General features: G+C 48.0%; 17 protein-coding genes and 2 pseudogenes. 8 read left to right on the top strand and 11 right to left on the bottom strand.

The features are described from left to right. Positions 1 to 6: 6 nt before the first annotated feature. The 6 genes from QQ055_RS08880 to QQ055_RS08905 all read left to right on the top strand — a co-directional run bounded on the left by QQ055_RS08880 (position 7) and on the right by QQ055_RS08905 (position 5,125). Positions 7 to 933, top strand: coding sequence for a class I SAM-dependent DNA methyltransferase (locus tag QQ055_RS08880; RefSeq protein ID WP_284476004.1), 927 nt, complete (start codon positions 7 to 9; stop codon positions 931 to 933). Positions 934 to 1,130: 197 nt separating this feature from the next. Beyond that, positions 1,131 to 2,435: an aspartate aminotransferase family protein gene (locus QQ055_RS08885; protein WP_286004590.1), complete on the top strand. Its 1,305-nt coding sequence runs from the start codon at positions 1,131 to 1,133 to the stop codon at positions 2,433 to 2,435. Between the two features lie 72 nt (positions 2,436 to 2,507). Next, positions 2,508 to 3,005, top strand: a complete 498-nt coding sequence (locus QQ055_RS08890) for a hypothetical protein (RefSeq protein ID WP_284476006.1) — start codon at positions 2,508 to 2,510, stop codon at positions 3,003 to 3,005. Next, complete coding sequence (locus QQ055_RS08895) at positions 3,002 to 3,601, top strand: 3-methyl-L-tyrosine peroxygenase-related protein (protein ID WP_284476007.1); 600 nt, start codon at positions 3,002 to 3,004, stop codon at positions 3,599 to 3,601. The genes QQ055_RS08890 and QQ055_RS08895 overlap by 4 nt, the downstream gene beginning before the upstream one ends. Continuing rightward, a complete protein-coding gene (locus QQ055_RS08900) occupies positions 3,594 to 4,358 on the top strand; it encodes a thioesterase II family protein (protein WP_286004591.1) in 765 nt (254 codons plus the stop codon). Before QQ055_RS08895 ends, QQ055_RS08900 begins: the two co-directional genes overlap by 8 nt. A gap of 11 nt (positions 4,359 to 4,369) precedes the next feature. Then, a complete protein-coding gene (locus QQ055_RS08905) occupies positions 4,370 to 5,125 on the top strand; it encodes a 4'-phosphopantetheinyl transferase family protein (protein WP_284476009.1) in 756 nt (251 codons plus the stop codon). On the opposite strand, the gene QQ055_RS08910 is transcribed toward QQ055_RS08905, so the two are convergent. From QQ055_RS08910 to QQ055_RS08930, 5 genes are all read right to left on the bottom strand, one after another. Continuing rightward, the gene (locus tag QQ055_RS08910) at positions 5,122 to 5,799 is read right to left on the bottom strand and encodes a response regulator transcription factor (protein WP_284476010.1); all 678 of its coding nucleotides are present in this window, start codon (positions 5,797 to 5,799) and stop codon (positions 5,122 to 5,124) included. The two genes, QQ055_RS08905 and QQ055_RS08910, sit on opposite strands and share 4 nt — an antisense overlap. A 68-nt stretch (positions 5,800 to 5,867) precedes the next feature. Beyond that, complete coding sequence (locus QQ055_RS08915; protein WP_286004592.1) at positions 5,868 to 6,728, bottom strand: shikimate dehydrogenase; 861 nt, start codon at positions 6,726 to 6,728, stop codon at positions 5,868 to 5,870. Between the two features lie 112 nt (positions 6,729 to 6,840). Then, positions 6,841 to 8,988: a SpoIIE family protein phosphatase gene (locus QQ055_RS08920; RefSeq protein WP_284476011.1), complete on the bottom strand. Its 2,148-nt coding sequence runs from the start codon at positions 8,986 to 8,988 to the stop codon at positions 6,841 to 6,843. Positions 8,989 to 9,258: 270 nt separating this feature from the next. Then, on the bottom strand, positions 9,259 to 9,567 hold the full coding sequence (locus QQ055_RS08925) for a DUF3181 family protein (protein ID WP_283358226.1): 309 nt from the start codon (positions 9,565 to 9,567) through the stop codon (positions 9,259 to 9,261). A gap of 20 nt (positions 9,568 to 9,587) precedes the next feature. Beyond that, entirely contained in the window at positions 9,588 to 9,845 is a 258-nt protein-coding gene (locus tag QQ055_RS08930) for a 2TM domain-containing protein (RefSeq protein ID WP_283358227.1), read from the bottom strand. Between the two features lie 189 nt (positions 9,846 to 10,034). Here QQ055_RS08930 and QQ055_RS08935 point away from each other — a divergent pair, with 189 nt between their 5' ends. Next, positions 10,035 to 10,562: a hypothetical protein gene (locus QQ055_RS08935; protein ID WP_069965252.1), complete on the top strand. Its 528-nt coding sequence runs from the start codon at positions 10,035 to 10,037 to the stop codon at positions 10,560 to 10,562. A gap of 22 nt (positions 10,563 to 10,584) precedes the next feature. Here the strand turns inward: QQ055_RS08935 and QQ055_RS08940 are convergent, their stop codons facing one another. The 5 genes and pseudogenes from QQ055_RS08940 to QQ055_RS08960 form a co-directional block, all read right to left on the bottom strand. Continuing rightward, entirely contained in the window at positions 10,585 to 12,090 is a 1,506-nt protein-coding gene (locus QQ055_RS08940; protein ID WP_284476012.1) for a hypothetical protein, read from the bottom strand. Positions 12,091 to 12,162: 72 nt separating this feature from the next. After that, positions 12,163 to 13,659, bottom strand: coding sequence for a glycosyltransferase family 39 protein (locus tag QQ055_RS08945; RefSeq protein ID WP_284476013.1), 1,497 nt, complete (start codon positions 13,657 to 13,659; stop codon positions 12,163 to 12,165). A gap of 45 nt (positions 13,660 to 13,704) precedes the next feature. Beyond that, positions 13,705 to 15,512: pseudogene (gene proS, locus QQ055_RS08950) on the bottom strand (proline--tRNA ligase). A gap of 390 nt (positions 15,513 to 15,902) precedes the next feature. Further along, the gene (locus tag QQ055_RS08955; RefSeq protein ID WP_284476015.1) at positions 15,903 to 16,901 is read right to left on the bottom strand and encodes a pentapeptide repeat-containing protein; all 999 of its coding nucleotides are present in this window, start codon (positions 16,899 to 16,901) and stop codon (positions 15,903 to 15,905) included. A gap of 21 nt (positions 16,902 to 16,922) precedes the next feature. Beyond that, the gene (locus QQ055_RS08960; RefSeq protein WP_284476016.1) at positions 16,923 to 17,735 is read right to left on the bottom strand and encodes a hypothetical protein; all 813 of its coding nucleotides are present in this window, start codon (positions 17,733 to 17,735) and stop codon (positions 16,923 to 16,925) included. 232 nt (positions 17,736 to 17,967) lie between these two features. On the opposite strand from QQ055_RS08960, the gene urtE reads away from it, so the two are divergent. Beyond that, positions 17,968 to 18,714 (top strand): urea ABC transporter ATP-binding subunit UrtE, encoded by a 747-nt coding sequence (gene urtE, locus QQ055_RS08965; RefSeq protein WP_432806010.1) that lies wholly within the window; start codon positions 17,968 to 17,970, stop codon positions 18,712 to 18,714. A gap of 1 nt (position 18,715) precedes the next feature. Here urtE and QQ055_RS08970 read toward each other — a convergent pair. Then, positions 18,716 to 22,277 (bottom strand): annotated as a pseudogene (locus tag QQ055_RS08970) (DNA polymerase III subunit alpha). Between the last annotated feature and the right edge of the window lie 91 nt (positions 22,278 to 22,368).

Genomic DNA, 22,368 nt, shown 5'->3' on the forward strand with positions numbered 1-22,368 from the left:
CTGCAAATGTCTTCAATCAATCGCTATACCGATTACGATCCTTGGGCGTGGCTTTATAACCAATCAGAAGCCCAACTCGCCTATCAACGATTTATGCCTTGTTTGGAAAAGGTGCTGTTTCCTGCTATTCCTAAATCGGCTAAAATTCTCGACCTCTGCTGCGGTACGGGACAGCTTTCTCACCAACTCACCCAACGAGGATATCAAGTCACGGGGTTAGATGGTTCGGAGCAAATGTTGCACTATGCCCGCGAGAATGCCCCGCAAGTCACTTTTGTCTTAGAAGATGCCCGTAATTTTCACTTTGAGACTCAATTTGATGCGGTGCTTTCAACAGATTCGGGATTGAATCACATTTTGAGTTTAGAAGAGCTTCAGCAAGTCTTTCAGAATGTGTTTAATGCGCTGAAGCCTAACGGACTATTTCTATTTGACTTAGGCTTAGAAAAGCGATATCGTAACATTCCGGTGAATGATGGCGAACTGAAAGAAGATTATGCTTGGATGGTTGGTGAAACTTACGATCCTCTCCAAAAAAAGGGAACGTTTACAATTACTATGTTCCAACCTCAAAGCCCGTCTTCTTCTGCTCAAACTCATTCGCGATCGCAGCAAATTAAGCGCTCTATTTTCAACGCTGTTCTCCGCTATCTCAAACCCTCAATTTTATTAAATTGGGTCGAGAAAGATTGGCAGCGCTCAGATCTAACTTTTTCCGTAAAACCTTATGCCCAGCAAGAAGTACAGGCTGCTCTAGAAGCTGTAGGATTTACGCAAGTCCAAGTTTATAAGCCTACCGGAAAACTCTCAAAGTCTCCAGAAAAACGCTATGCCTATTTTATGGCTTGCAAGCCTTCTTTTTCAGAAACAACCCAATTCCAAGCGCAAGAAAAAGAACCTTTAATTTTCTATCGCGATTCTAAACAAGCTTAACTAATTTCTAACTCGCCTTACTCTAGAGTGAGGAGTTAGAGATAAAGTTTTGCAGTAACACAAACAGACCCAAAAGTAACATACTTGGCTTGACAGGATTCCTTAAAGATGCTTACTAAGACAACCCCTGATTTAAGACAACAATATCTTCAAGAATTCATTGCCCGCTATACACAGCGACTCAAAATTCCAAAAAAATGACTCAGGAATGTCGCGCCGTCTTAGCCGATCCGCGCGTTCCAGATTGGTTTGAAATGCCAATTAAAGAATTGTGCTATTTAATTGTGGCAAAACAAGCCCAAGGTTCGCGAGTCTGGGATGTCGATAATAACGAATACATCGATATTATGATGGGATTTGGGGCGAATCTTTTGGGACACAATCCCCCTTTTATTAAAGACGCGATCGCCCAACAATTGGAAAAAGGAATTCCCCTCGGCCCGCAAGCCGAACAAGTGGGGGAAGTTGCCGAATTAATTTGCGAATTAACAGGCATGGAACGGGTTGCTTTTAGCAATACCGGAACCGAAGCCGTTATGAGTGCCATTCGCCTTGCAAGGGCAGCAACAAAACGCCCTAAAATTGTAGTCTTTTCCGGTTCCTATCACGGTCATTTTGATAGCGTTTTAGTCAAACCGGGTGCAAACCACTCAGCGGAACCCTTCGTCCCTGGGATTCCCTCCAGTCTGGTTCAAGATATCCTAGTTTTAGAGTATGGCAATCCCCAATCTTTAGAAGTCATTCAAACCCATCAAACCGAAATTGCAGCGGTTTTAGTCGAACCCATCCAAAGCCGCCACCCGAATTTACAGCCGAAAGCCTTTCTTCAAGAACTGAGAACCCTGACGCAAGCCACGGGAATTGTTTTAATTTTTGATGAGATGGTGACGGGGTTTCGCCTGCATTTAGGCGGCGCGCAGGCTTGGTTTGGTGTCAAAGCCGATATCGCCACCTATGGTAAAGTGGTAGGCGGCGGGATGCCCATTGGCGTCATTGCAGGTCAAGCAGAATATCTCGATCGCATTGACGGGGGAATGTGGGATTATGGCGATGATTCCTTTCCCCAGGTAGAAAGAACCTTCTTTGCGGGAACCCACTGCAAACACCCCTTAGCGATCGCTGCTGCACGGGCCGTCCTCCACTATCTTAAACAGCAAGGCCCCTCCCTACAAGAGCAACTCAACCAGCGCACCGCCGCTTACGTCACCGAACTCAACCATCACCTAGAAGCCTGTCAGCTTCCTGTGCGGATGGCCAATGCTGGCTCATTCTTCGGTCCAGTTTTCCCCGATGTTCCCCCATCGGAAATGATGCCCTTCATGGCGGGGTTAAACCTATTGCGCTACAGCTTATTCCATCAAGGTATTTTACTGCGCGGAGAAGGCGGCGGTTTCTTTTCGACCGCTCATAGCGATGCGGATATTCAAGCGGTTCTGCAAGCGATGAAAAATGGGATTCGCGACTTGCAGGAAGCCGAATTTTTTCCGCCTCCCTTAAGTTAATTCAACCCCACTCATTTTGATAGGTCAACAGGGCTATCAACCCACCAACGCCCAACTTCATTTTGCCCGCCGATGACCCAAAATCCTTTTCCCAATCGACTTTACTTGCTAGCACCTTGGGACTTACCCATCGAGCAACCGTTGAATGAAACGGATCGGGTCAAACTCGGTCAAACCCTTCAACAGTTTTTACAAATTCTAGACCAAAACTGCGATTCGCGAAGCGATCCCTGCGAGAATCGCATTGCCCTCGCCGCTCTCGATCGGGAACTGGCGAGTTTAGATCTGGGTACCCTTCAACCCGCACCCATCCCTTCGACGCAAACGCCGCTGAAGCCTTGGGAAGTGTCAGATTTTGATAACTATTTCAACGTCAGCCATGTCCAATCTTCAGAATCTCCAACCTGCGTAGTGTGGAGTCTGCTGATGACTTATCAAATTTTTCTGAAACTTCAGTGCGATAGCGAACCGTTTGACTTAACCCAAACCGAACGGTTAAAAGCCGGGATGAAAAGTCATGCGTTCCTACTCGCACGCGTTTTTAACTTATCTTTAGAGAACCGGTCATGACTCAAGTCAATGCAAAAATAGCGATCGCAACTCTCGATCCCCAGCAAATTTGGCAGGGGTTTCACTGGCTGTTTTTTGTGAATACCCAAGGCTTAATTGTCAGTTTGCGACGGTTTGAGCGTTATTTATCCCTGGGGAACTTGATGCAAGCCCAAACGGAACTCGAAACGGCAACTGAGTTAATGCTGGCTTCTGGTGCTTTAATGCACCTAGCGGGAAGCGTGAGCCGACAAGCGTATGAACAACAGATCCGCCCTAGTATGAGTCCTCCCAACGTCCAATCTAATGACTTTAGCGGTTTGATGTCGTGGGATCATGCGGCTTTGGTAGAGTTGTGGAAAAAGTTGCGCCCTGTTTTTAAAACGCTTCCGGCGACTTTGCAACCGCAGCACCAACGCTTTGTGCAAGCCTATTTCAGCCTAACTGAAGCCCATCGCTCGGTTTGTCAGAAATTTGGAGGAGAGGAAATTGGCAGCTTGCGTTGTGAGAAAAGTACGGCAGTTAATGTATTAGATAAATTTACGCGCAATCGTACCCAACTGATCGATCCCAATCATCAAGCTGTTCGAGGTTGTCCGTTTCATCCCCATGTTTAACGTGAGTTCTCAGTCTAAATCTTGGATTACCTACCCCCAACCCAATCCCAGAGCAAAGTTGCGCCTATTCTGCTTCCATTATGCTGGAGGGGGCGCGGTTAGCTTCCGCAATTGGTCGGATGCTTTGCCCTTTGAGGTGGAGGTTTGCCCGATAGAACTCCCCGGAAGGGGGGCGCGGTTGTTTGAGCAGCCGTTTGCACAGTTACAACCCCTGATTGAAGCGCTGTCGGTGGCGCTGGTTCCCCACTGCACGAAGCCTTTTGCGTTTTTGGGGCATAGTATGGGGGCGTTGGTGGGTTTTGAGCTAGCGCGATCGCTGCGTCGAAAAGGCGATCGCCTTCCCCTATACTTATTGCTATCGGGTCATCGCGCCCCGCAACTCCCGGATCTCGATCCGCCGCTACACGCTCTACCAGATGATCAATTGCTGCAAGAGCTGCGTCGTTATAATGGTACGCCGGAAGCCGTCTTGCAAAATGCGGAGTTGATGCAACTGTTATTACCAACCCTGCGGGCTGATTTTTCTGTGGTAGAAACCTATCGCTATCAACCAGAACCCCCCCTAGATTGTCCGATTTTTGCCTTTGGCGGTTTGCAAGATTGGAAGGTAAAGCCGGAAGATTTGGAAGCTTGGCGACAACAAACGACTCAAGCCTTTACACTCCAAATGTTTCCAGGCGATCATTTCTTCTTACACGCTCATCAAGCGCTGGTATTGCGAAAAATCTCCGATCTATTAGAGCAAGTTCTGGGTTGAGGGGAAGGAGAATGGTTGCTTCTCTAGAGGGATGGTTGCGCTGTCCGGTGATTTTAACGGAGTATCCCGACCAAAGGTTTACCTTAGCAGAGAATGAGGTGCAGGTTTGGCGAGTTTTTGAAGGGCAACAAACCTTTCCGCTTGAACGCTTGCAGGCGATCCTGAGTTTAGAGGAGCGAGAGCGGGCCGCAAAGTTTCGGTTTGAAACCGATCGCGATCGCTTTATTCTGGCTCGCGGTTTGCTGCGGGTGCTTCTGAGTTATTATACGGGTCAGGCGGCTGCGGATCTATGTTTTCGTTATGGTGAATTTGGCAAGCCGGAATTAGAACCGCCTGCGGTCTGTTTTAATGTATCGCACTCGCCCGGATTAATTCTCTACGCCGTAACGCGCGACCGCGCTGTGGGGATTGATGTAGAATCTATCCGCACGGACTTTCCCGATTTGGAGATTGCTCAGAAGTTTTTTGCACCCCAAGAGTTTGCAATGTTGCGCCAACTTCCGCCAGAAATGCGGTGTTTGGCTTTTTTCTGGGGTTGGACGTGCAAGGAAGCTTATATTAAAGCAACGGGTAAAGGACTTTCTCTACCCCTCAATCAGTTTACAGTATCGCTTTTGCCCACAGAACCCGCCCAGTTACTCAGCACTGTCGGAGATAGTCCGGATCGGTGGTTGCTCCAGGCTTTAAATCTGGGGGAGAATTATGCTGGGGCTTTGGCGGTAGAAGGACGAGATAGCCAGGTTAAGTTGCTGGAACTGTGCATTTAAGATTCTCGCAATACGTAACCCACGCCGCGCACGGTTTGAATCAGGCGTTTTTCTTCCTGGGCTTCCAGTTTCAGCCGCAGATAGCGAATATAGACTTCAATAATATTAGAATCGCCCATAAAATCGTATCCCCAAACTTTCTCTAAAATTTGGTCGCGGGTTAAGACCTGTTGGGGATGGGCCATGAGATATTCAAGTAAGTCGAATTCTTTGGCGGTAAGATCGATGGGGCGATCGCGCCGATGCACTTGTCGGGTACGCCGATTTAAGACAATATCTATAAATTGGAGGGTTTCTGACTCTTCATCTTGGGTGCGTCGCAAATGCGCCCGCACTCTGGCTAAGAGTTCTTCGATGCTGAAGGGTTTAACCACGTAATCATCCGCCCCAGCATCTAACCCGGCAACGCGATCGCCAATCTCATCTTTCGCCGTTAAGATAATCACGGGGACTTTATCGCCCGTCGCCCGCAACCTCCGGCAAATTTCCACTCCAGACAACCCCGGAAGCATCCAGTCAAGGATCGCTAAGTCGGGTTGCAATTCTCTAGCATGGGTTAACCCGGTAAAACCATCATTGGCTACGCTCACTTTGTACCCTTCATAACCGAGTTCTAACTCAATGAAACGAGCAAGTCTAGGTTCATCTTCGACTAGCAGGATGTGAGCGCTCATAGTTCGGGTAGACTCTAGGGGGTAAATCCATTGTATTTGGGGTGTTGGCGATCGCACTCAACCCCGGTTCAGGCTGAAAGCTTGTCTCCTAGCACTTCGATTAAAGATTGACGCATCACCTCAACGGGGACGGGTTGCCCTAACCATAACTGTAATGCTTCTGCTCCTTGTTGGACTAGCATTTCTAATCCATCAATGGGGGTTGCGCCACATTGGGCGGCTTGTTGCAAAAATCGGGTCGGCTTTGGAGTGTATATTAAATCGTAGGCGATCGCGCCCTTTGGCAAGTTTTGCAAAACTGCCAATTCCACTGGAGAATCAGCGATATGGGGATGCATCCCGATGGGTGTGGTATTCACGAACAAACTTGCGTCGGGGAGGAGTTGCGCCAAGTTCTCCCAGGGGTGAATTTGCAAAATCTGCGCCCCCCAACTGGCTTGAAATGCCTGTAATTTCTGCCAATTTCGCCCAACAACCTGAATTTCAGCAAACCCTAACTGAAGACATCCCGCCACAACTGCCCGCGCTGCGCCTCCGTTCCCTAAAATGACAGCACGGGCTTGAGTCCAATCTTGGTTTAAACTCGCTAGGGGTGCCACAAACCCTGCAACATCTGTATTGGTTCCTTTCCACCCCGTCTCGGTTCGCCAAACGGTGTTGACGGCTCCCACAGCCTGAGCAATGGGGGTAATCTCTGATAAGAGGGGTATGATGGCCTGTTTATGGGGAATGGTAATGCTAAATCCAACCAGATCGATGGCTTGAAATCCCGCGATCGCAGTCTCTAAACTTTCCGGTTGAATGGGAAACGGCAGATAAACATAATCTACCCCCAAATGCGCGATCGCCGCATTATGCATCACTGGCGATAGCGAATGCTTCACCGGATAGCCAATTACCCCTAAAAGTCGCGTCGTTCCTCGAATCACCGCTCTTATCCTTATACCAACTGAGCCTCTCTCATCCTAAGCTAAACCCAGGATTGCAAGAATCTTCCCCCCTCTTTCCCCAACTCCTAACTCCCAATTCCCAATTCCCTATTCAAGCTCGGCGCTTGACTACAACCAAGGTAATATCGTCATAAATTGTATGATCGCCAATATGTTGGCGAATATCCTCAACCAGAGAGGCGCGAATTTCTGAGCAAGAACGCGACCAATTTTGTTGAATAATGGTCATTAAACGTTCGATTCCGTAGAGAGCGCGATCGCTATTTTCCGCCTCTGTTACACCATCCGTATATAAAACAATCCCATCCCCCGGATTTAGGTAAAGAGAATGTTGACCCACAAAGGTGCTAATATCTTCGACTAAACCAATGGGAAAGCCTAATTCATCCGTATCAATGCGCTCAATTTCTCCATTTCTTCGCACAACAATGGCTTCTTCATGTTGACCGCTTAAATACAGATTTCCTTCCCAATAATCTAACAAAGAAAGCGTTAAATTCTTATGAGAATTCATTCGCTGGACATTTCTGTAAATCGTTTGATTGAGCGCATTGAAGATTTTAACCGGATCGCGCTCGTTAACAGCAAGCAGCGTGCGAACTGCGGTTTGTACCATAATCATTAAAACGCCGCTTTCTAGTCCATGTCCTGTAACATCGCCTATCCCAATTTTAATTTGATTTTCCCCTTGAAGAATATCGTAATAATCGCCCCCAACTTCATTGGCAGCTTCCATAAAGCCAGCAATTTCTAAATCGGGGATAGCCGTTAATTCTTGTTCCTTGGGTAAAATCATTTGTTGAATTTTACGAGCAACATCTAACTCCGCACTCATTCGCACATTTTCTTCCTTCAATTGCTCGTTAAGCGAACTAATTTCTTGATTAGCTAACCTCAATTCTGTTGTGCGTTCTTCTACTCGATTTTCCAACTCCCGATTGACCTCTTCTAGAGCGCTAAATGAGGTTTGTAGCTGAATAGCCATCTGATTAAAAGATTGACCGAGGGTTTCTAATTCATCAATCCCTGTAACGCTAACGCGCCGTTCTAAATCGCCTTGAGCGATCGCACTAACAGCCTGGTTTAATTGAGTAACTGGACGAATAACCCGCCGCGCGATCGCAATTCCGGCAACTGTAGCCACCCCTAGCGTCAGCAAGCATAATCCAATCGTTGTGCGAGCATTGGCGTGGATCTGTTCCATAAAATCGGCTTCGGGAATGGCGACAATCACCAACCAGTTAATCCCATAGCGATCGCTAATCGGCGAAACCTCTAAAAATAGCCGTTCTTGATTAAACTTAAACGCCAATTGTTGAGGCTGTTGAATCTGTTCTAAACTGCCAAAATGCTCGTAAAGATAGCGCGTTGTTGCTTGCGTAACTGGATTAGTGCTTCGATCTCCAGTAATAGGTTCGGCTTCTCCTTTTTCATTCAACCGATAGGGAGGATTCGCCGTAGAAGTCGCCACTAAAATTCCCGACCGCTCTAGAATAAAACTTTGTCCAGTTTTCCCAACCTTCAAGGTACTGAGAAACTGGCTAATGGTCGATAAAGACAGATCCGTTGCAAAAATTGCCAAAAGTTCTCCCGTGTCGCTATAAAGCGGACGAGTCGCCGTAATTCCCAGCGCTGGCGGACTGAAATAAGTATAAATTGGCGACCAAATTGGACTTTGATTCTCAACAGTTGCAATGTACCACGGACGCCGCCGAGGATCGTAGGGACGGCTCAACGTATTGCTGAGTTGAGCGGGATATCCTTGGGCGTCGGGAAGATAAGCATGATAATATCCTCCGGTACTTTCACTGACTAAATCAACCGTAATCGTCCCTCCTTCGCGGCCCGCACCAATATATTCTCCTTGCTCGTTACCAACATAGATCAAACTCATCAATTCAAACGCCTGAATTTGCTGCCAAAAATGGCTCATCATCAGGTTGTAATTGCTTAAATCGAGCGTTCCGTAGCGAACCGCATCGGCGTTGATCTGGTTAATAGAATGGGGAGTGGCTAGATAGATAGATAGGCGTTCTTGAATGCGGGCAACAATTTCGCGGCGCAGTTGAGAAGCCACCTCGTTGACGCTTTGTTGACCATTGCGAAAGGACAGATAACCTGTCAGTCCAACCGCCAGAAAAATTTGGGCGACAAACGGAACGATCAACAGAGGTCTGAGGGATAGAGATTTGTGGGGCTTGCGAACAGCAGACGGGCGCTGAACAAAAGAGGACTTCATAAAGAATCAGGAGATGGAGAGAGGGATGAGAGAGACAGGAGAGTTTGTTGAGTCTGACATCTTGCGCCAGTGCTAGAAACCGGGTTTCTTGCCAATCGCTCAAGTTGAAACCCAGTTTCTCAGGTCTGACTGAGAATGGAGCAAGATCTGATTTGAGTCGAATTTTTCTGAGCATAACTCAGTCCATCAAACTCCGCACCCTAAAAAAAAGCAGGCGAGTTCAGACCCACCTGTTCTCTATTTTTTCAGTTGTCGATTTTTAATCTTTCTTTAGAGTTGGCGCTGATATTCTTCAAGTAAATCCATGAGATTGACTTGAACTTGCATGGGAAGGAGATCGGCTAGGGGAATTTCTCGCTTCCCGCCGCCGAGTTTGACTGGAATACTTTGGAGAACGCCGAGAACGTCGTCTTCATTGAGCGAGTTGCTAGTCAGCATAGGATAAAGACGTTCTGCTAAGACGGTATGTAGGTGAGCATCCCGAAGATACAGATGCCACTTGGCCACATCAATGTAGATATTTTCGCCAATTTCAGCCGATAGTTTTTCAATGGCTTCAGTTGCATTTAGGTTAGTCATAATTTAGTGAGATCCTCTATCTAGGAGTTGGGAGTGCTTTGTTTTTGATAGTCAGCGATCGCAAAAATATAGATCGCATGAATCAACAGCAAACCCATCCAACTTAAGGTTAGTGCGATCAACCATTGCCAATGAGCGGATCGTAACGTTTGGAAAAACCACAACCCGGAGTTGGTTGCAGCAAAAAGACCCACATGAACCGCAAAGTTCATGCGATCGTCTAAACGACGATAGGCGGGGTCGTTACGGGTGGGTTTGCGAGGCCAACGAGGAGGCATAGGCAGTTGTAAAGTAAAAGGAGTCGTTAATGGGGTCAAGCCCTGAGTAGTTCTAACTTATCGCACTCTTTGACCCAATTGCTTAATGAAAAATTTGATAAGGCAAGCCTAAGAATTGGCAAGTCAACAAGTGAGTAGCGCTAGAATTCAAAGAGACTGGACTGAACTCTTGTAAGTTGGACGGGTGGTGTGAAGAACTCGCGCCGTTTTCGCAAAACCAAGTTTAAGCGTCGTTCTCATCTGGCGATCGCAGTTCTCCCGGATGCGGAGGCGGCTTTTGCTGCTTACCGCTTGGTGCAACAACATGGCATCTCCCCGGAATATTTGGCGATTGTGGGTAAGGGCTATAATTCTCCGGAATGGGTCGGTTTGCTCAAACCGATGCAAATTACCTTCCGTCAAGCTCGCAGCATGGCGATCGCTACAGGAGGCCTAGGAGCGATCGCAGGCTTTCTGATTATCCTCACCCTAAAAGTTTGGTGGGTTCCCCCAATCGATCTCAGTTGGGCGCTATTTCCAGCCGCAATCCTCGTCTGTGGCTTCTGTGGGGCTGTAGTTGGCGGTCTTATGGGCTTTTTTGGGGAAGGCAGTACAGCAGGTATCTATCGCCATCACCTCCGCCAGGGCCGTTATTTACTCATGGTAGAAGGCCCCGAACCCCTCGTTCGCCTCAGCAAGGAAGTTTTAAGTCAGTATTCCACACCCAGAGCTTATTGAGGGAATTGGGAATTGCCAACTCCTAATTCCCTTCTTCCCCAACTCCCTTCTTCCCCCGTTCTAGATGGGGAAGTTTGAGCAAGACGCCTGCGAAGAACCAGTAGTAGACGGCGACGGGATCGACATCGAGAGGATAGTAGTAGGGAAAATAGCTAATAAACAGGACAAATAGCCAAAGGCATAGTCCTAAAGCCCGCAGGTTGGGGTCTTGTAGGGAACGGTAGGCTTTGAAGGTGATGTAGCTGAGGGTGGTAACTAGGGCGAGTACGCCGAGAACGCCGAAAGGACCGATTTCGTACAGAACTTTAGCATAGTAGGTTTCAATCAGGCGGGGATAACCGAAGAAGCGCGAGGAGTTGGTGGCTGTTCCGATCCCGTTTCCTAACCAACTATTCAGGTTATTGATAACCCAGATGAATTGTTCCATCATGAAGGCGGGTGGGGGGGAGGCGTTCCAGCGGTTGATGAAGCTGTCGAGTTGTTGTTGAACTTTGTCGAGGTTACTCAGAAGTAAGATGACGAGAAAAACGGCTAGTCCCAGTTCAAAGGGTTGCAGTTTTTTGTGGGTGGTGGTGAAAATCTGTAAAAAGACTAAGATCATGGGGACGAAGCCTAAAGCGGTGCGCTGACCGGAAATCACGGTCATGACGACTAAAAGGGCGATCGCAATCAAGCTTAAACATCGCCACAACCGCTTGGGATCGCTAGCCCCTGCCGCGAAGGCTAAAAAGCTGCCGGAGATCAGGAACCATCCCCATTGCCAAGGGGCGACGAAGGTTCCGGGCAAGCGGATTAAGGATAATTCGGGGTTGAAGAGTAACGATCCGCCGACAAAGCAACGCGCGCCGAGGGAGGCTCTGACGGCATGTTCTCCGGTGAGGTTTTGACTGCCCGGACAAATGCCGTGGATCAGCATTAGGTATTGAATAAAGGCTAAACTACAGCACGCTAAAATCACGACGGTGTGCGATCGCGTGAAGAATAAGAGGCTGCGGCGATCGCGGATTAGGTAATAGGCACAGAAAATTAAGGGGATGTAGCCAAATAGGGTTTTAAATCCCACTAAACCCATGAGCAGGGGATAGGCGCGGCGTTGCAGGACAATCTGGGCTGGTAGATTCGTGAATAGGAAGCACAGCAGGCAGATTGCACCTAAGAAGAGTAGGGGCCATTTTAGAGGGGAGGCGATCGCGCGAAAGGAGCGGGTATTTTTGGTAATGTGGATCAAACCGATCAGGGCAGGAAAGTAGAAGATGTCTTTGACAAGATGAAACAGTCCATGCCCTTGACCGAGGTTATAGGTGACAGTCCCCGCAAAGGGCATATATAGCAAAAATAGCCATAAGCTGAGTTGGGGATACTGATAGCCGATCGCCATTGTGAATATGCCGATCGCTGAGATAATTCCTAAGAGGGGGCGTCCGAGTAAGTATCCTGTCGCGCCAGCCACTAGAGCCAAGATAACCCCTAGGATAAGTTCTCTTTGCCTGAGAGATAATGCGATCGCCTTTAATTCAACTTTGGCCATGTTTGCAAGATGGGTGGGGAGCAAGACTCTATCTCGACTCTAGTTTGGCTTATTTTCTCAAGAATGCCTCCCTCAAGATCGATTCTGGGGTAGACTTCGAGGGACAAGCAGCCAGAGATGGGCGTTTCTAAAGTCCCTATGGAACTGAACCTGAAACTGGTTTTCCAGTAGGGTGCTGAATTCTGGGGTGATGCGGTTGTTGGGGTAAACCAACCAAGTGCGCGAGGGGGAGAAGGGGAGTTGGGCGATCCAGGCTCTCAATGCGGTTTCGTTGAGGCGATCGCGCGGGAGGGGTTGCGGGTAGTTAATGCTGGCTTTTCCTGAATAGTAATGGTTTAAGGCCAGTTGGGGTCGGGTATGGCTGGAAATCCATAAGATGCGATCGCCGGGTTGTTCGCGGTTGCTGATGGTTTGGATCAGATCGCGGTAATTTCCAGTGACGCCGATATAACGATCGCTGCGAGTATAATAAGCGTGCAGTCCTAAGCTGAGGGCGATCGCGTAAACGAACAAAACGCCCAACGCCAAGATGCGCCAACGCTGCCACAGTTTTTCCAGGGCGATGGCGATCGATAAGAATAAGTAGGGACTGACGAGCAAAAGGTAGCGCGTGACCCAAAAGGAGCGGCTCCCCTGGGAGAGCATAAAGATTGCGCCGAGGGGGACAAATGCCCAGATGCTAACCCAGGTAACGCGCGGTTCGGGGGGGCGCAACCACAGGGCGATCGCAACTAATCCCCACAGCACCAGAATAAATCCTTGAAAAAACAGGGTTTGGTAGGGAGGAGTCGGTGGAAAAGGATAGGCGGTGAGAAAGCGAATTTCTCGCAAAACATGGCTCAAACCTGGGGTGGAAGCCTCTACCCAATGCGAACCGCGCGAGTTGAGGATGGAGTAGAGGGAGGGGAGAGAACCGAGGGCGATCGCGATCGCCCCTCCCAAAAATCGCCCAATTGCTCTCTTATTGCGCCGAAAATGCCACACCACAATCGCACCATCTGCGATCGCTAGGGCTGCATTAATGGGGGTGGTAACAATCGCTAATATTCTGAAAATTGACCACCCTAACAGCGGTTGAATGGCACCCGGACGATCGATAGCTCGAACCAATAAAAGGCTTCCTGCCAGTCCGAGAAACAGACTTAAGGTATAGTAGCGAACTTCTTGGGCGTGGTTGATAATGGTCGGGGAAAGCGCGAACAAAAGGGCAGCAATTAACCCTGTAGCAGGTCGAAATAGACGGCAGCCCAGATGATAAATTAAAATCACGCTGCCTAAAGCGAATAGAACGGACAAGCTTCTTAACCAGGCATCATGATGGCCTAGCAGCATCCATCCGCGCAGGAGAAGGTAGTAAAGTAGGCGACCCTTGCTAAATGTTGGAGGAAACGCGACGTTTTGAGCGTCAGCAATACTAATTAACTCATCAATCCACAGGCTTTTAGCATCCAATTGAAAGAAATAGAGAATGGCTGCTAATAAAACGATGAAGCCAATGGGAATTCCGGGATGAAAGGGAATTTCTCTAATAGAAGAAATTCGTTGAGGCGAAGCAAGGGGAGAAGACATAGGCCCGCCTAAAAATTGATTTTCGACGGGCTATTATATTCGCTTTTATGCCTGAAGCGCTGTATTGATACGTTCCTTTAAGAAAGTAACAACTTCCTCAATGGCAACCTCTTCTGCGGCGTGGTTTATTCGCTGAACAATTTCAACTTTGCCAGAGGATAAAGAACGACCCGTCACAATTCTAAAGGGGATGCCAATCAGATCGGCGTCTTTGAATTTTACGCCTGCCCGTTCGTTGCGATCGTCTAATAAGGTTTCCACTCCAGCCGCATTTAATTGGGTATAGAGTTTTTCGGCAACTTCCAGTTGTTGGGCGTCGCTGATATTGGGAACGCAGATAATGGCGTGGTAGGGGGCGATCGCCACTGGCCAAATAATCCCATCTTTATCGTAGGATTGCTCGACGGCTGCTTGAGCTAACCGGGAAACGCCAACCCCGTAACAACCCATATAGAAAGGAAGTTCTTCCCCTTGTTCGGTGGTAAAAGTCGCCCCCATCGCCTGAGAGTATTTGGTTCCGAGTTGGAAGATATGACCGACTTCAATGCCTCTAGCGGTTTGTAGGGTTTGGGCGGGATCGTGAATAGCGCGATCGCCTGCTTTCGCCTTGCGGACATCCATCTGGTGTTGCGGGAGTTGAAACTCTTTACCCCAATTTGCCCCAACCACGTGATATCCAGTTTCGTTCGCCCCAGTGACAAAATTTTCCAATTCCATCGCCGTGCGATCGATAATGCGTAAAAAGCGCGGGGCCACATTCTTCGCCGGACTAATATAATCATCCCCCAAATCCGGAGCCATGTATCCCAACGGTAAAGGACGAGTAGCCCAAACCTGCTGCAACCCTGCGGCCGGAACTTCTAGCGCTAAAATCGTTTTGGCATTGTATTGCGGTGCTAACCCCGTCAAGCCATTGTAGAGTTTTACCTCATTAACATCTTGATCGCCGCGAATGCTGACTAACACCAGTACCGTCATGCCATTGTCGTAAACCACTTGATACAGAACGTTTTTTACAACATTCGTCGGCGAACATTTGAGAAACTTGCAAACCTTATCAATGGTTTCTGTATCGGGGGTTGCCCGTCTTTCGTACTCTTTAAACGGCGAATCAACCTTATCGGGCGGCAGAGATAGCGCTTTTTCGACATTCGCCGCGTATTGTCCATCGGGAGTATAAAGAACTTCATCTTCCCCCGCATCTGCTAGCACCATAAACTCTTGAGACACGCCGCCGCCAATTGCCCCAGAGTCCGCTTGTACCGCTTGGAACTGCAAGCCGGAACGTCGCAGCATATTGCGATACGCCCCATCCATATCCTGATAAGTCTTGGCGAGACTGGCTTCATCCGGGTGGAAGGAATAGCCATCCTTCATGATAAATTCGCGACCCCGCATCAAGCCAAAGCGCGGGCGAATTTCATCGCGGAATTTGGTTTGAATTTGGTAAAGATGAACGGGTAGCTGGCGATAGGAACGGATCGTTTCTTTGGCAATGGTGGTAATTACTTCTTCGTGCGTTGGACCTAAACCGAGTTCCCGATCCTGGCGATCCGTGAGGGCAAACATAATCCCTTCGGCTTGGGTATAAGTATCCCAGCGCCCGGACTCTTGCCAAAGTTGTGCGGGTTGCAGTTGGGGGAGCAGGCATTCTTGCGCCCCTGTGGCGTTCATTTCTTCGCGCACGATCTGAGACATTTTTGCAAAACGCGCCACATCAAGGGCAAATAGGCGTAAATCCCGTTACCAATGCGACGGATATACCCCGCCCGAACTAATAGCTTATGACTAGGGATTTCGGCTTCTGCTGGATCTTCCCGTAACGTATAAAACAGCATTTGTGAGAGTCGCATCCCTTCGCTCCTTCCTAGACCCGACAATTTATCGCCCTCCCAGTTTAGAGCAAGAGGGGGTCAGATTCCACGCTTTAGGAGAACTCTGGGGCAGTGTAGCGATTTGGCGCATCTAGAACTTCTGCACCCAAGGGATGAGGAGGCGATCGCGCTTTTCAAAGGATAACCGCCTGGTTGACTGACACTCACCCTCTTTCGCGTAGGTTGGGTTGAGGTACGAAACCCAACAGCAGTCAGGGTTGTGTTGGGTTTCGCTACAGCAGTATAGTCAGTCAATTGCGGATAACCGCTTTCTGGGAGAAATCTTTTTTAAAGGCTGGGTTGAATACCACAAAACCCTACACCAGCAAGCTTTTGAGACATTCGTTAGCCGATCGGAACCGTTCTTCTTTATCCTGAGTTCCGAATGCTACCATCGGGCATGATGGTTGCTTGTAAAATTGCCCCTAATAAGTTGGTGCTGCTCATTTCTGCCCGGACTAAATTGGCTTTTGTTAAATTCGCGTTGGTTAGATCGGTTCGCGCTAAATAAGCTTCAATTAAGTCCGCTTCTGTTAAATTAGCACCCACTAATTTCGCTCGGCTTAAATCGCCCCGCGTGAGGCGAGTTCGGTAAAGATTGGTTTGGCTTAAGTTGGCGCGAACTAGTTTAGCATCGGCAAGCAAAGAACCCGATAAATTGACCCCTTGTAAGTCGGCGTTGGTCAAATTTCCCCGTTCTATTTTAGTATTCACGAGGGTGGCTTGTTGTAAGTTTGCTTCGCTTAAGTTTGCCTCTGTTAAAAAGGCTCCGCTTAAGTTTGCACCGTTTAAATTTGCGCCTCGTAAGTCAACATTGCGAAGGGTTGCTTCTGCTAAATTTGCGCCGCTTAAGTCTACTTTTGCTAAATTAGCACCCGTGAGATTGACGCCTTGTAAGTCGGCTTTTCGTAAGGTAGTACCGCGCAAAGATGAGGTGTATAAGCGCTTTTCTTCTCGGAAATTAGCGCCTCGCAAACAAGCTCCTGTGAGGTTCGCGCCGCTTAAATCTGCTCCTCTTAAATCGGCTTCAATCAGGTTAGCATCTAAGAGATTAGCTAAGATTAAATTCGCATTGCGTAAATCGGCTTGGGGAAGAAGCGCGCCATGTAAATCGGCATCTTTTAGGTTAGCTGAACTTAGAGAAGCTTGGGAAAGGTTGGCTCCACTTAAGTTGACGCCCATTAAGTTGGCGCGATTGAGATTGGCGCGGTTAAGGTAAGCAAAGACTAAATTGGCATTTTGTAAATCTGCTTGATAAAGATTAATTCCAATTAAGTCGGCATTGCTCAAATTAGCTCGGCTTAAGCTAGCCCCTGGAAATTTTGTTTCGCCTGCTTCATACCGCTGTAAAAGTTCGTTGCTATCCATAGTTGAAGTTGAACTCTCGGTTTAAGGTATGAAGAATTGACAAGTGGCTTCTTCGTCATCGTCGCTATCGTCCCAATTGGCTAGAATTTCTTCAGTTAAGTTGCTCGGCATTAACTGAGTAATTTCTGTGGGATGTTGGTAGTAGGGCGAGGCTTGATTCAGGGCGATTTGACGTTTTGGATAAAGGGGCGTTAAGGCTTGAACAATGGCGCTGGCAGCTTGGAGAAGTTCTGATTTTTCAGGGACTCCCGGCGAGACTTGAGTCAGTTTCTTTTCCAGTTCTTTGGCGCTTTCGCACTCCCGAAAAATCTTAACCAGTAAGTAGTCTAATTCTAGATTTTTGAGTTCGATCCAATCTCGCGAACGAAAGCCAAAGGGATGATATAGCGCTGAAAATAAGACGATTTTGGCTCGCAGTGGCGTTGTATATTGCATGACAGACAAACGCAGGCGAAAGGGATCGTAAACGGTGGTTAGGTGAGATTGGTGCGCGGGCGAATAGTCGGTGGCATTCGGTAAGATTTGGGTGGGTTCTTCTAGAATGCGATACAGGGGACGAAAATGCTGAAGAATGACTTGAGCCACTAAGGCATATTCGGCGGGTTTGTTCAGGGTTTTTACCATGCGATCGAGAGCTAGATCGGCTTTATCTAAGCTGGAATGTAACTCGCGAAACTGTTGAACGAGTTCTACAAAGGGAACTCGTTCGATTTTTGTCAGGTCATTTTCCCACTGATTTTGACAAAGGCTAAAAATCAGTTTTTTGATCCGCCCAGAATTAGCGTGATTTTCTAAATCAGTTGCAACTTCTGCTAAGGAAGTGACCGTTCTCATTATTGCCTCTTAAGCCCAAACTTGCGGGTTATCTGAATCGATCTTGGACAGGATGGAGTGGAAGGAACGTTGCGGGGGTCGCCTGATGGCGATCGCTCTCATTTGCAGCACAGGCTGCACCCTGATTTTGACATTGGGTATATTCTAATACGATCTCTAGGGTTCCTCTGGTTTATTCATCAAAAGGGGTAGAATAAAGCCTCCTCAAGCTGTTGTTGTTTTAGGCGTCAAAATGGTACAAGCAAGTCCGGCGATCGCATCTGAAGGGACTCAACTGATGCTGCAAGTATCGGGTCTCAATGTCTATTACGGCGAAAGTCATATTCTTCGGGATGTGGATCTCAGCGTTCCGAGTAGCAAAATGGTTTGCTTAATTGGTCGTAACGGCGTGGGAAAAACCACTCTCCTCAAGACGATTATGGGATTGCTCAAACCCCGTACCGGACAGGTGGTTTTAGGCGATAAACCCATTACCGAATGTACCCCAGACCAACGGGCCCGCCTAGGGATTGGTTACGTTCCCCAAGGTCGCGAGATCATCCCCCGTCTCAGCGTTAAGGAAAATCTCCTTTTAGGCATGGAGGCGCGCCCGGAAGGACGCCGGGGTAACAGTGAGGTTTCAGAAGAGATTTTTGAGCTTTTCCCCGTCCTCAAGACGATGCTAGGGCGAATGGGAGGCGATTTGAGCGGGGGACAGCAGCAGCAATTGGCGATCGCGCGGGCGTTGATGGGTCGTCCTCGCCTGTTAGTTCTGGACGAACCCACTGAAGGCATTCAACCTTCAATTATTCTAGAAATTGAAGCTGCCGTGCGGCGAATTATTGAAACAACGGGAATTTCTGTGCTGTTGGTCGAACAACACTTGCATTTTGTTCGCCAAGCGGATTGGTATTATGCGATGCAAAAGGGCGGTATCGTCGCTTCGGGTTCAACGACTGAACTCAGTAACGAGGTGATTCAACGCTTCCTCGCAGTCTAGGCTACTGGGAAAGAGGCTGCAAACTCACCGAAAAGCTGCTACTGCTTAAGCGGTTGACGGTGGTTTCGCAGTCTTGTACCCAAAATTCATGACCAAAGCGAATAATATAGCGCGAGGATTGTCCCGCAATAATCCCAATGACGGGGACTTTGGGTTGGCGCGGTTCCCCCGATTGTTCTTGCAAACTGACGAGGAGATGTTGGCGGAATTGGGCGTCGCTGACTTGATCGTAGTTCAGTTGCAGAACAACGAGGCGATCGGGTTCAATCTGGACTGCATCGTCAATGACGATCTGATAGTTGTCTTCTCGCTGGCTGACTTTTCCCCAGAGGATTAACCGCGCATCCGGTTCGATGAGGCTACCAATCTTTTGTAGGTTTCCGGGAAAACCACAGCATCCGCCTGGGTTTCCATATCTTCTATTTTCAAGATGGCCATCTCTTCACCGCTTTTTTCGTTACTACTTTTTGACTTCGGTGAGGATGGCGATCGCGCAAACTTTAGTCCGTTTGTTTACCTCTGCCAAGCGCGATAAACTCACTGTGGAAAGTCCAATATTCTGAGTGGCGCGATGCAGCGACTTTAAGGGGTGATCGGAAAGATAAAAGCCGAGGAGTTCTTTCTCGATTTGCAGTTTCTCTTGTTGAGAATAGTCTGCTGCGGGGGGTGCAGCGGGGGCAGATTCAAAGGCGTTACTTTGTTTACCCTCAGCGTGGGTATCCCCCATCATATCAAACAGGTTAATTTGACCGACCGCACGGTCTTTTGCCCGACTTTGCGCCCAGTCGATGGCAAAGGGGAGATCGCGAACCAGTTGGCGACGGTTGGGGTTGAGTTTATCAAAAGCGCCGCAGTGGATCAGGGTTTCGAGGGTACGACGGTTAACCGCCCGCAAGTCTACGCGATCGCACAAATCGGCTAAGGATCGAAACGGCCCATCGGTCTTTCTCGCTTCTAAAATAGAGTGGATCGCGTTTTCCCCCACATTTTTCACCGCCGATAAGCCAAATAGAATCTTTTGCCCGATCGGGGTAAATTCTACACCCGACCGATTAATATCTGGCCCTTCTATCTCAATATTTGAGGCTTGACAATTGTTAAGGTAAGCTTTGACTTTATCCTGATTATCGCTATTGGCAGAAAGCAAAGCTGCCATATATTCAACCGGATAATTTGCCTTGAGATACGCCGTTTGATAGGTAACATATCCATAGGCTGTGGAATGGGATTTATTAAAGCAATATTCAGCAAACTTTAGCATCTGCTCAAACAGATTATCGGCTAAAGCTTTGCTAATTCCATTTTGCGCTGCCCCATCCACAAATAGGACGCGATGTTTCTGCATTTCTTCGGGCTTTTTCTTACCCATTGCCCGCCTTAACAAATCTGCTTGTCCCAAGGAATATCCGGCTAAATCTTGGGCTAATTTCATGATTTGTTCTTGATAGACCAAAACCGCATAGGTTTCTTGCAGAATGGGTTCTAGAATTTCATGTTCGTATTGAATATCCTCGCGCCCGTGTTTGCGGTCAATAAATTTAGGAATTAGACCGGCATCTAAAGGCCCCGGTCGATAAAGGGCTAGAATTGAAGAAATATCTTCAATACAAGAGGGTTTGAGGTCGCGCACCACTTGGCGCATCCCAGAGGATTCTAGCTGAAAGATGCCTTCTAGATCGCCCGCTTCCAAAACTTTATAGGTTTTTTGGATATCCTCTGGCATCTTTTTAATTTGACCTTTGGAGAGGATTTGAAATGCCTTGCGTTCGTCGCGAGGAATTTGATCGGGGTCAAGTTCTAGGTTGTGATTTAATTTAATTAAATCGACGGCTTTTTTAATAATTGTGAGGTTTTTTAATCCCAAAAAGTCCATTTTCAGAAGACCCATCGATTCAATGTCTTCCATGAAATACTGGGTAATAACTGCCCCGTCATTATTCTTTTGTAGCGGTACAATTTCGTCTAAAGGTTCGGCTGCAATTACTACACCCGCCGCATGAACGCCGAAGGTTTTGTTCGTTCCTTCAATTCGCATCGCCATATCTACCCAGCGGCGAACGTTAGGATCGCTTTCGTATTTTTGTTTAAATTCAGGGGCAGGTGTTTCATCGGAAATCATCACCTTTAACTTGGCAGGTTTCCCCCGCGCAACGGGAATGAGTTTCGCCATTTGATCGGCGTCCCCGTAGGGAATATTTAATACCCGCGCCACGTCTTTTAAGACGGCTTTTGAAGTCATGCGGTTAAAGGTAATAATTTGGGCGACGCGATCTTCGCCGTATTTTTCGGTAACATATTTAATCATTTCATCCCGACGTTCGATACAGAAATCGGTATCAATATCCGGCATCGATTTCCGTTCGGGATTGAGAAATCGCTCAAATAATAAGCCGTGATGTACGGGGTCAATGTTGGTAATTTTTAGACAATAAGCAACTAAAGAACCCGCCGCCGAACCGCGTCCGGGCCCGACTGGAATTTGACGATCTCTAGCAAATTTAATATAGTCCCAAACCACTAGAAAGTAAGTGGAAAATCCCATTTGTTGGAGAACCTTCAGTTCGGTTTCCATGCGTTCTTTATAAACGGGGTCAATTTCCGATCGCGATCGCCTCCCCAGTCGTTCTAGCAACCCATCCCACGCCAGTTTCTCTAAATAGGTGTCTGCGGTGTGTTCGGGGGGGACGGGGTAATCGGGGATGCGGGGAGAACCCATAATATTATAGGGTTCCACCTTGTCCGCCACTTCTAGCGTATTGGCGATCGCCTCTTTAATCACCTCATCCGGTAAGTGATCGCGGAATAGTTGCGCCATCTCTTCGGCAGACTTAAGATATTCTGTACCGCTATAGCGCAGGCGCTTATCTTCAACAATCAGTTTCCCAGTTTGGATGCACAGTAGCGCATCGTGGGCTTCTACGTCATAACAAGAGATAAAGTGGGAATCGTTGGTTGCAACGACTTTAATCCCCAGTTCTTGAGCAATTTTAACAATTTCCACATTCACGATCCGGTCTTCTTTCGATCCGTGATCCTGAATTTCTAAATAATAGTCTTCCCCAAAGATATCTTTATATTCCTGGGCCACCCGCCGCGCCACATCGGGACGCCGTTGTAAAATTGCTTGGGGAACTTCTCCCCCTAAGCAAGCGCTGGTGACAATTAAGCCTTCTCGATATTGTTTCAGCAGTTCTTTATTAATACAAGGACGCGCAAAGATCCCCGTTCCTTGAATCCCTTTGAGGTTAGAAATGGTGGTGAGTTTCACCAGGTTCTTATACCCTTGGGTATTTTTGGCTAAAACAACTTGGTGATAGCGTTTAATCCGTTTGTGGCGAACTTCAATATCATCGTTAATGACATACATTTCGTTGCCAATAATGGGTTTAACCCCTTTATTGCGGCAAACTTTCAGCAGTTCAATCGCCCCATACATGACGCCATGATCGGTTAGGGCGATCGCCGGCATTCCCAATTCTACCGCCCGATCGACCAGATCCGGGAGTTGGGACGCGCCCATCAAGTAAGCTGTAATCGCTGTGAATGTGTAAACCAACAAACATTTTTTAGTGCTGAGTGGAAAGTGCTGAGTGCTGAGTGGGAAGAAGGGAATTAGGTGTTGGGAGTTGGGGAGAAGAGGATGGGGGGATGGGG

The organism is Geitlerinema calcuttense NRMC-F 0142 (genome assembly GCF_030285425.1).

What these genes read in the sequence shown, in the direction of transcription:
- QQ055_RS08940 (WP_284476012.1), bottom strand. Translation starts at nt 12,090, where the DNA reads ATGGCCAAAGTTGAATTAAAGGCGATCGCATTATCTCTCAGGCAAAGA.
- QQ055_RS08925 (WP_283358226.1), bottom strand. Translation starts at nt 9,567, where the DNA reads ATGACTAACCTAAATGCAACTGAAGCCATTGAAAAACTATCGGCTGAA.
- QQ055_RS08885 (WP_286004590.1), top strand. Translation starts at nt 1,131, where the DNA reads ATGACTCAGGAATGTCGCGCCGTCTTAGCCGATCCGCGCGTTCCAGAT.
- QQ055_RS08960 (WP_284476016.1), bottom strand. Translation starts at nt 17,735, where the DNA reads ATGAGAACGGTCACTTCCTTAGCAGAAGTTGCAACTGATTTAGAAAAT.
- QQ055_RS08955 (WP_284476015.1), bottom strand. Translation starts at nt 16,901, where the DNA reads ATGGATAGCAACGAACTTTTACAGCGGTATGAAGCAGGCGAAACAAAA.
- QQ055_RS08890 (WP_284476006.1), top strand. Translation starts at nt 2,508, where the DNA reads ATGACCCAAAATCCTTTTCCCAATCGACTTTACTTGCTAGCACCTTGG.
- QQ055_RS08930 (WP_283358227.1), bottom strand. Translation starts at nt 9,845, where the DNA reads ATGCCTCCTCGTTGGCCTCGCAAACCCACCCGTAACGACCCCGCCTAT.
- QQ055_RS08895 (WP_284476007.1), top strand. Translation starts at nt 3,002, where the DNA reads ATGACTCAAGTCAATGCAAAAATAGCGATCGCAACTCTCGATCCCCAG.
- QQ055_RS08910 (WP_284476010.1), bottom strand. Translation starts at nt 5,799, where the DNA reads ATGAGCGCTCACATCCTGCTAGTCGAAGATGAACCTAGACTTGCTCGT.
- QQ055_RS08880 (WP_284476004.1), top strand. Translation starts at nt 7, where the DNA reads ATGTCTTCAATCAATCGCTATACCGATTACGATCCTTGGGCGTGGCTT.
- QQ055_RS08920 (WP_284476011.1), bottom strand. Translation starts at nt 8,988, where the DNA reads ATGAAGTCCTCTTTTGTTCAGCGCCCGTCTGCTGTTCGCAAGCCCCAC.
- QQ055_RS08905 (WP_284476009.1), top strand. Translation starts at nt 4,370, where the DNA reads ATGGTTGCTTCTCTAGAGGGATGGTTGCGCTGTCCGGTGATTTTAACG.
- QQ055_RS08900 (WP_286004591.1), top strand. Translation starts at nt 3,594, where the DNA reads ATGTTTAACGTGAGTTCTCAGTCTAAATCTTGGATTACCTACCCCCAA.
- QQ055_RS08945 (WP_284476013.1), bottom strand. Translation starts at nt 13,659, where the DNA reads ATGTCTTCTCCCCTTGCTTCGCCTCAACGAATTTCTTCTATTAGAGAA.
- urtE (WP_432806010.1), top strand. Translation starts at nt 17,968, where the DNA reads ATGGTACAAGCAAGTCCGGCGATCGCATCTGAAGGGACTCAACTGATG.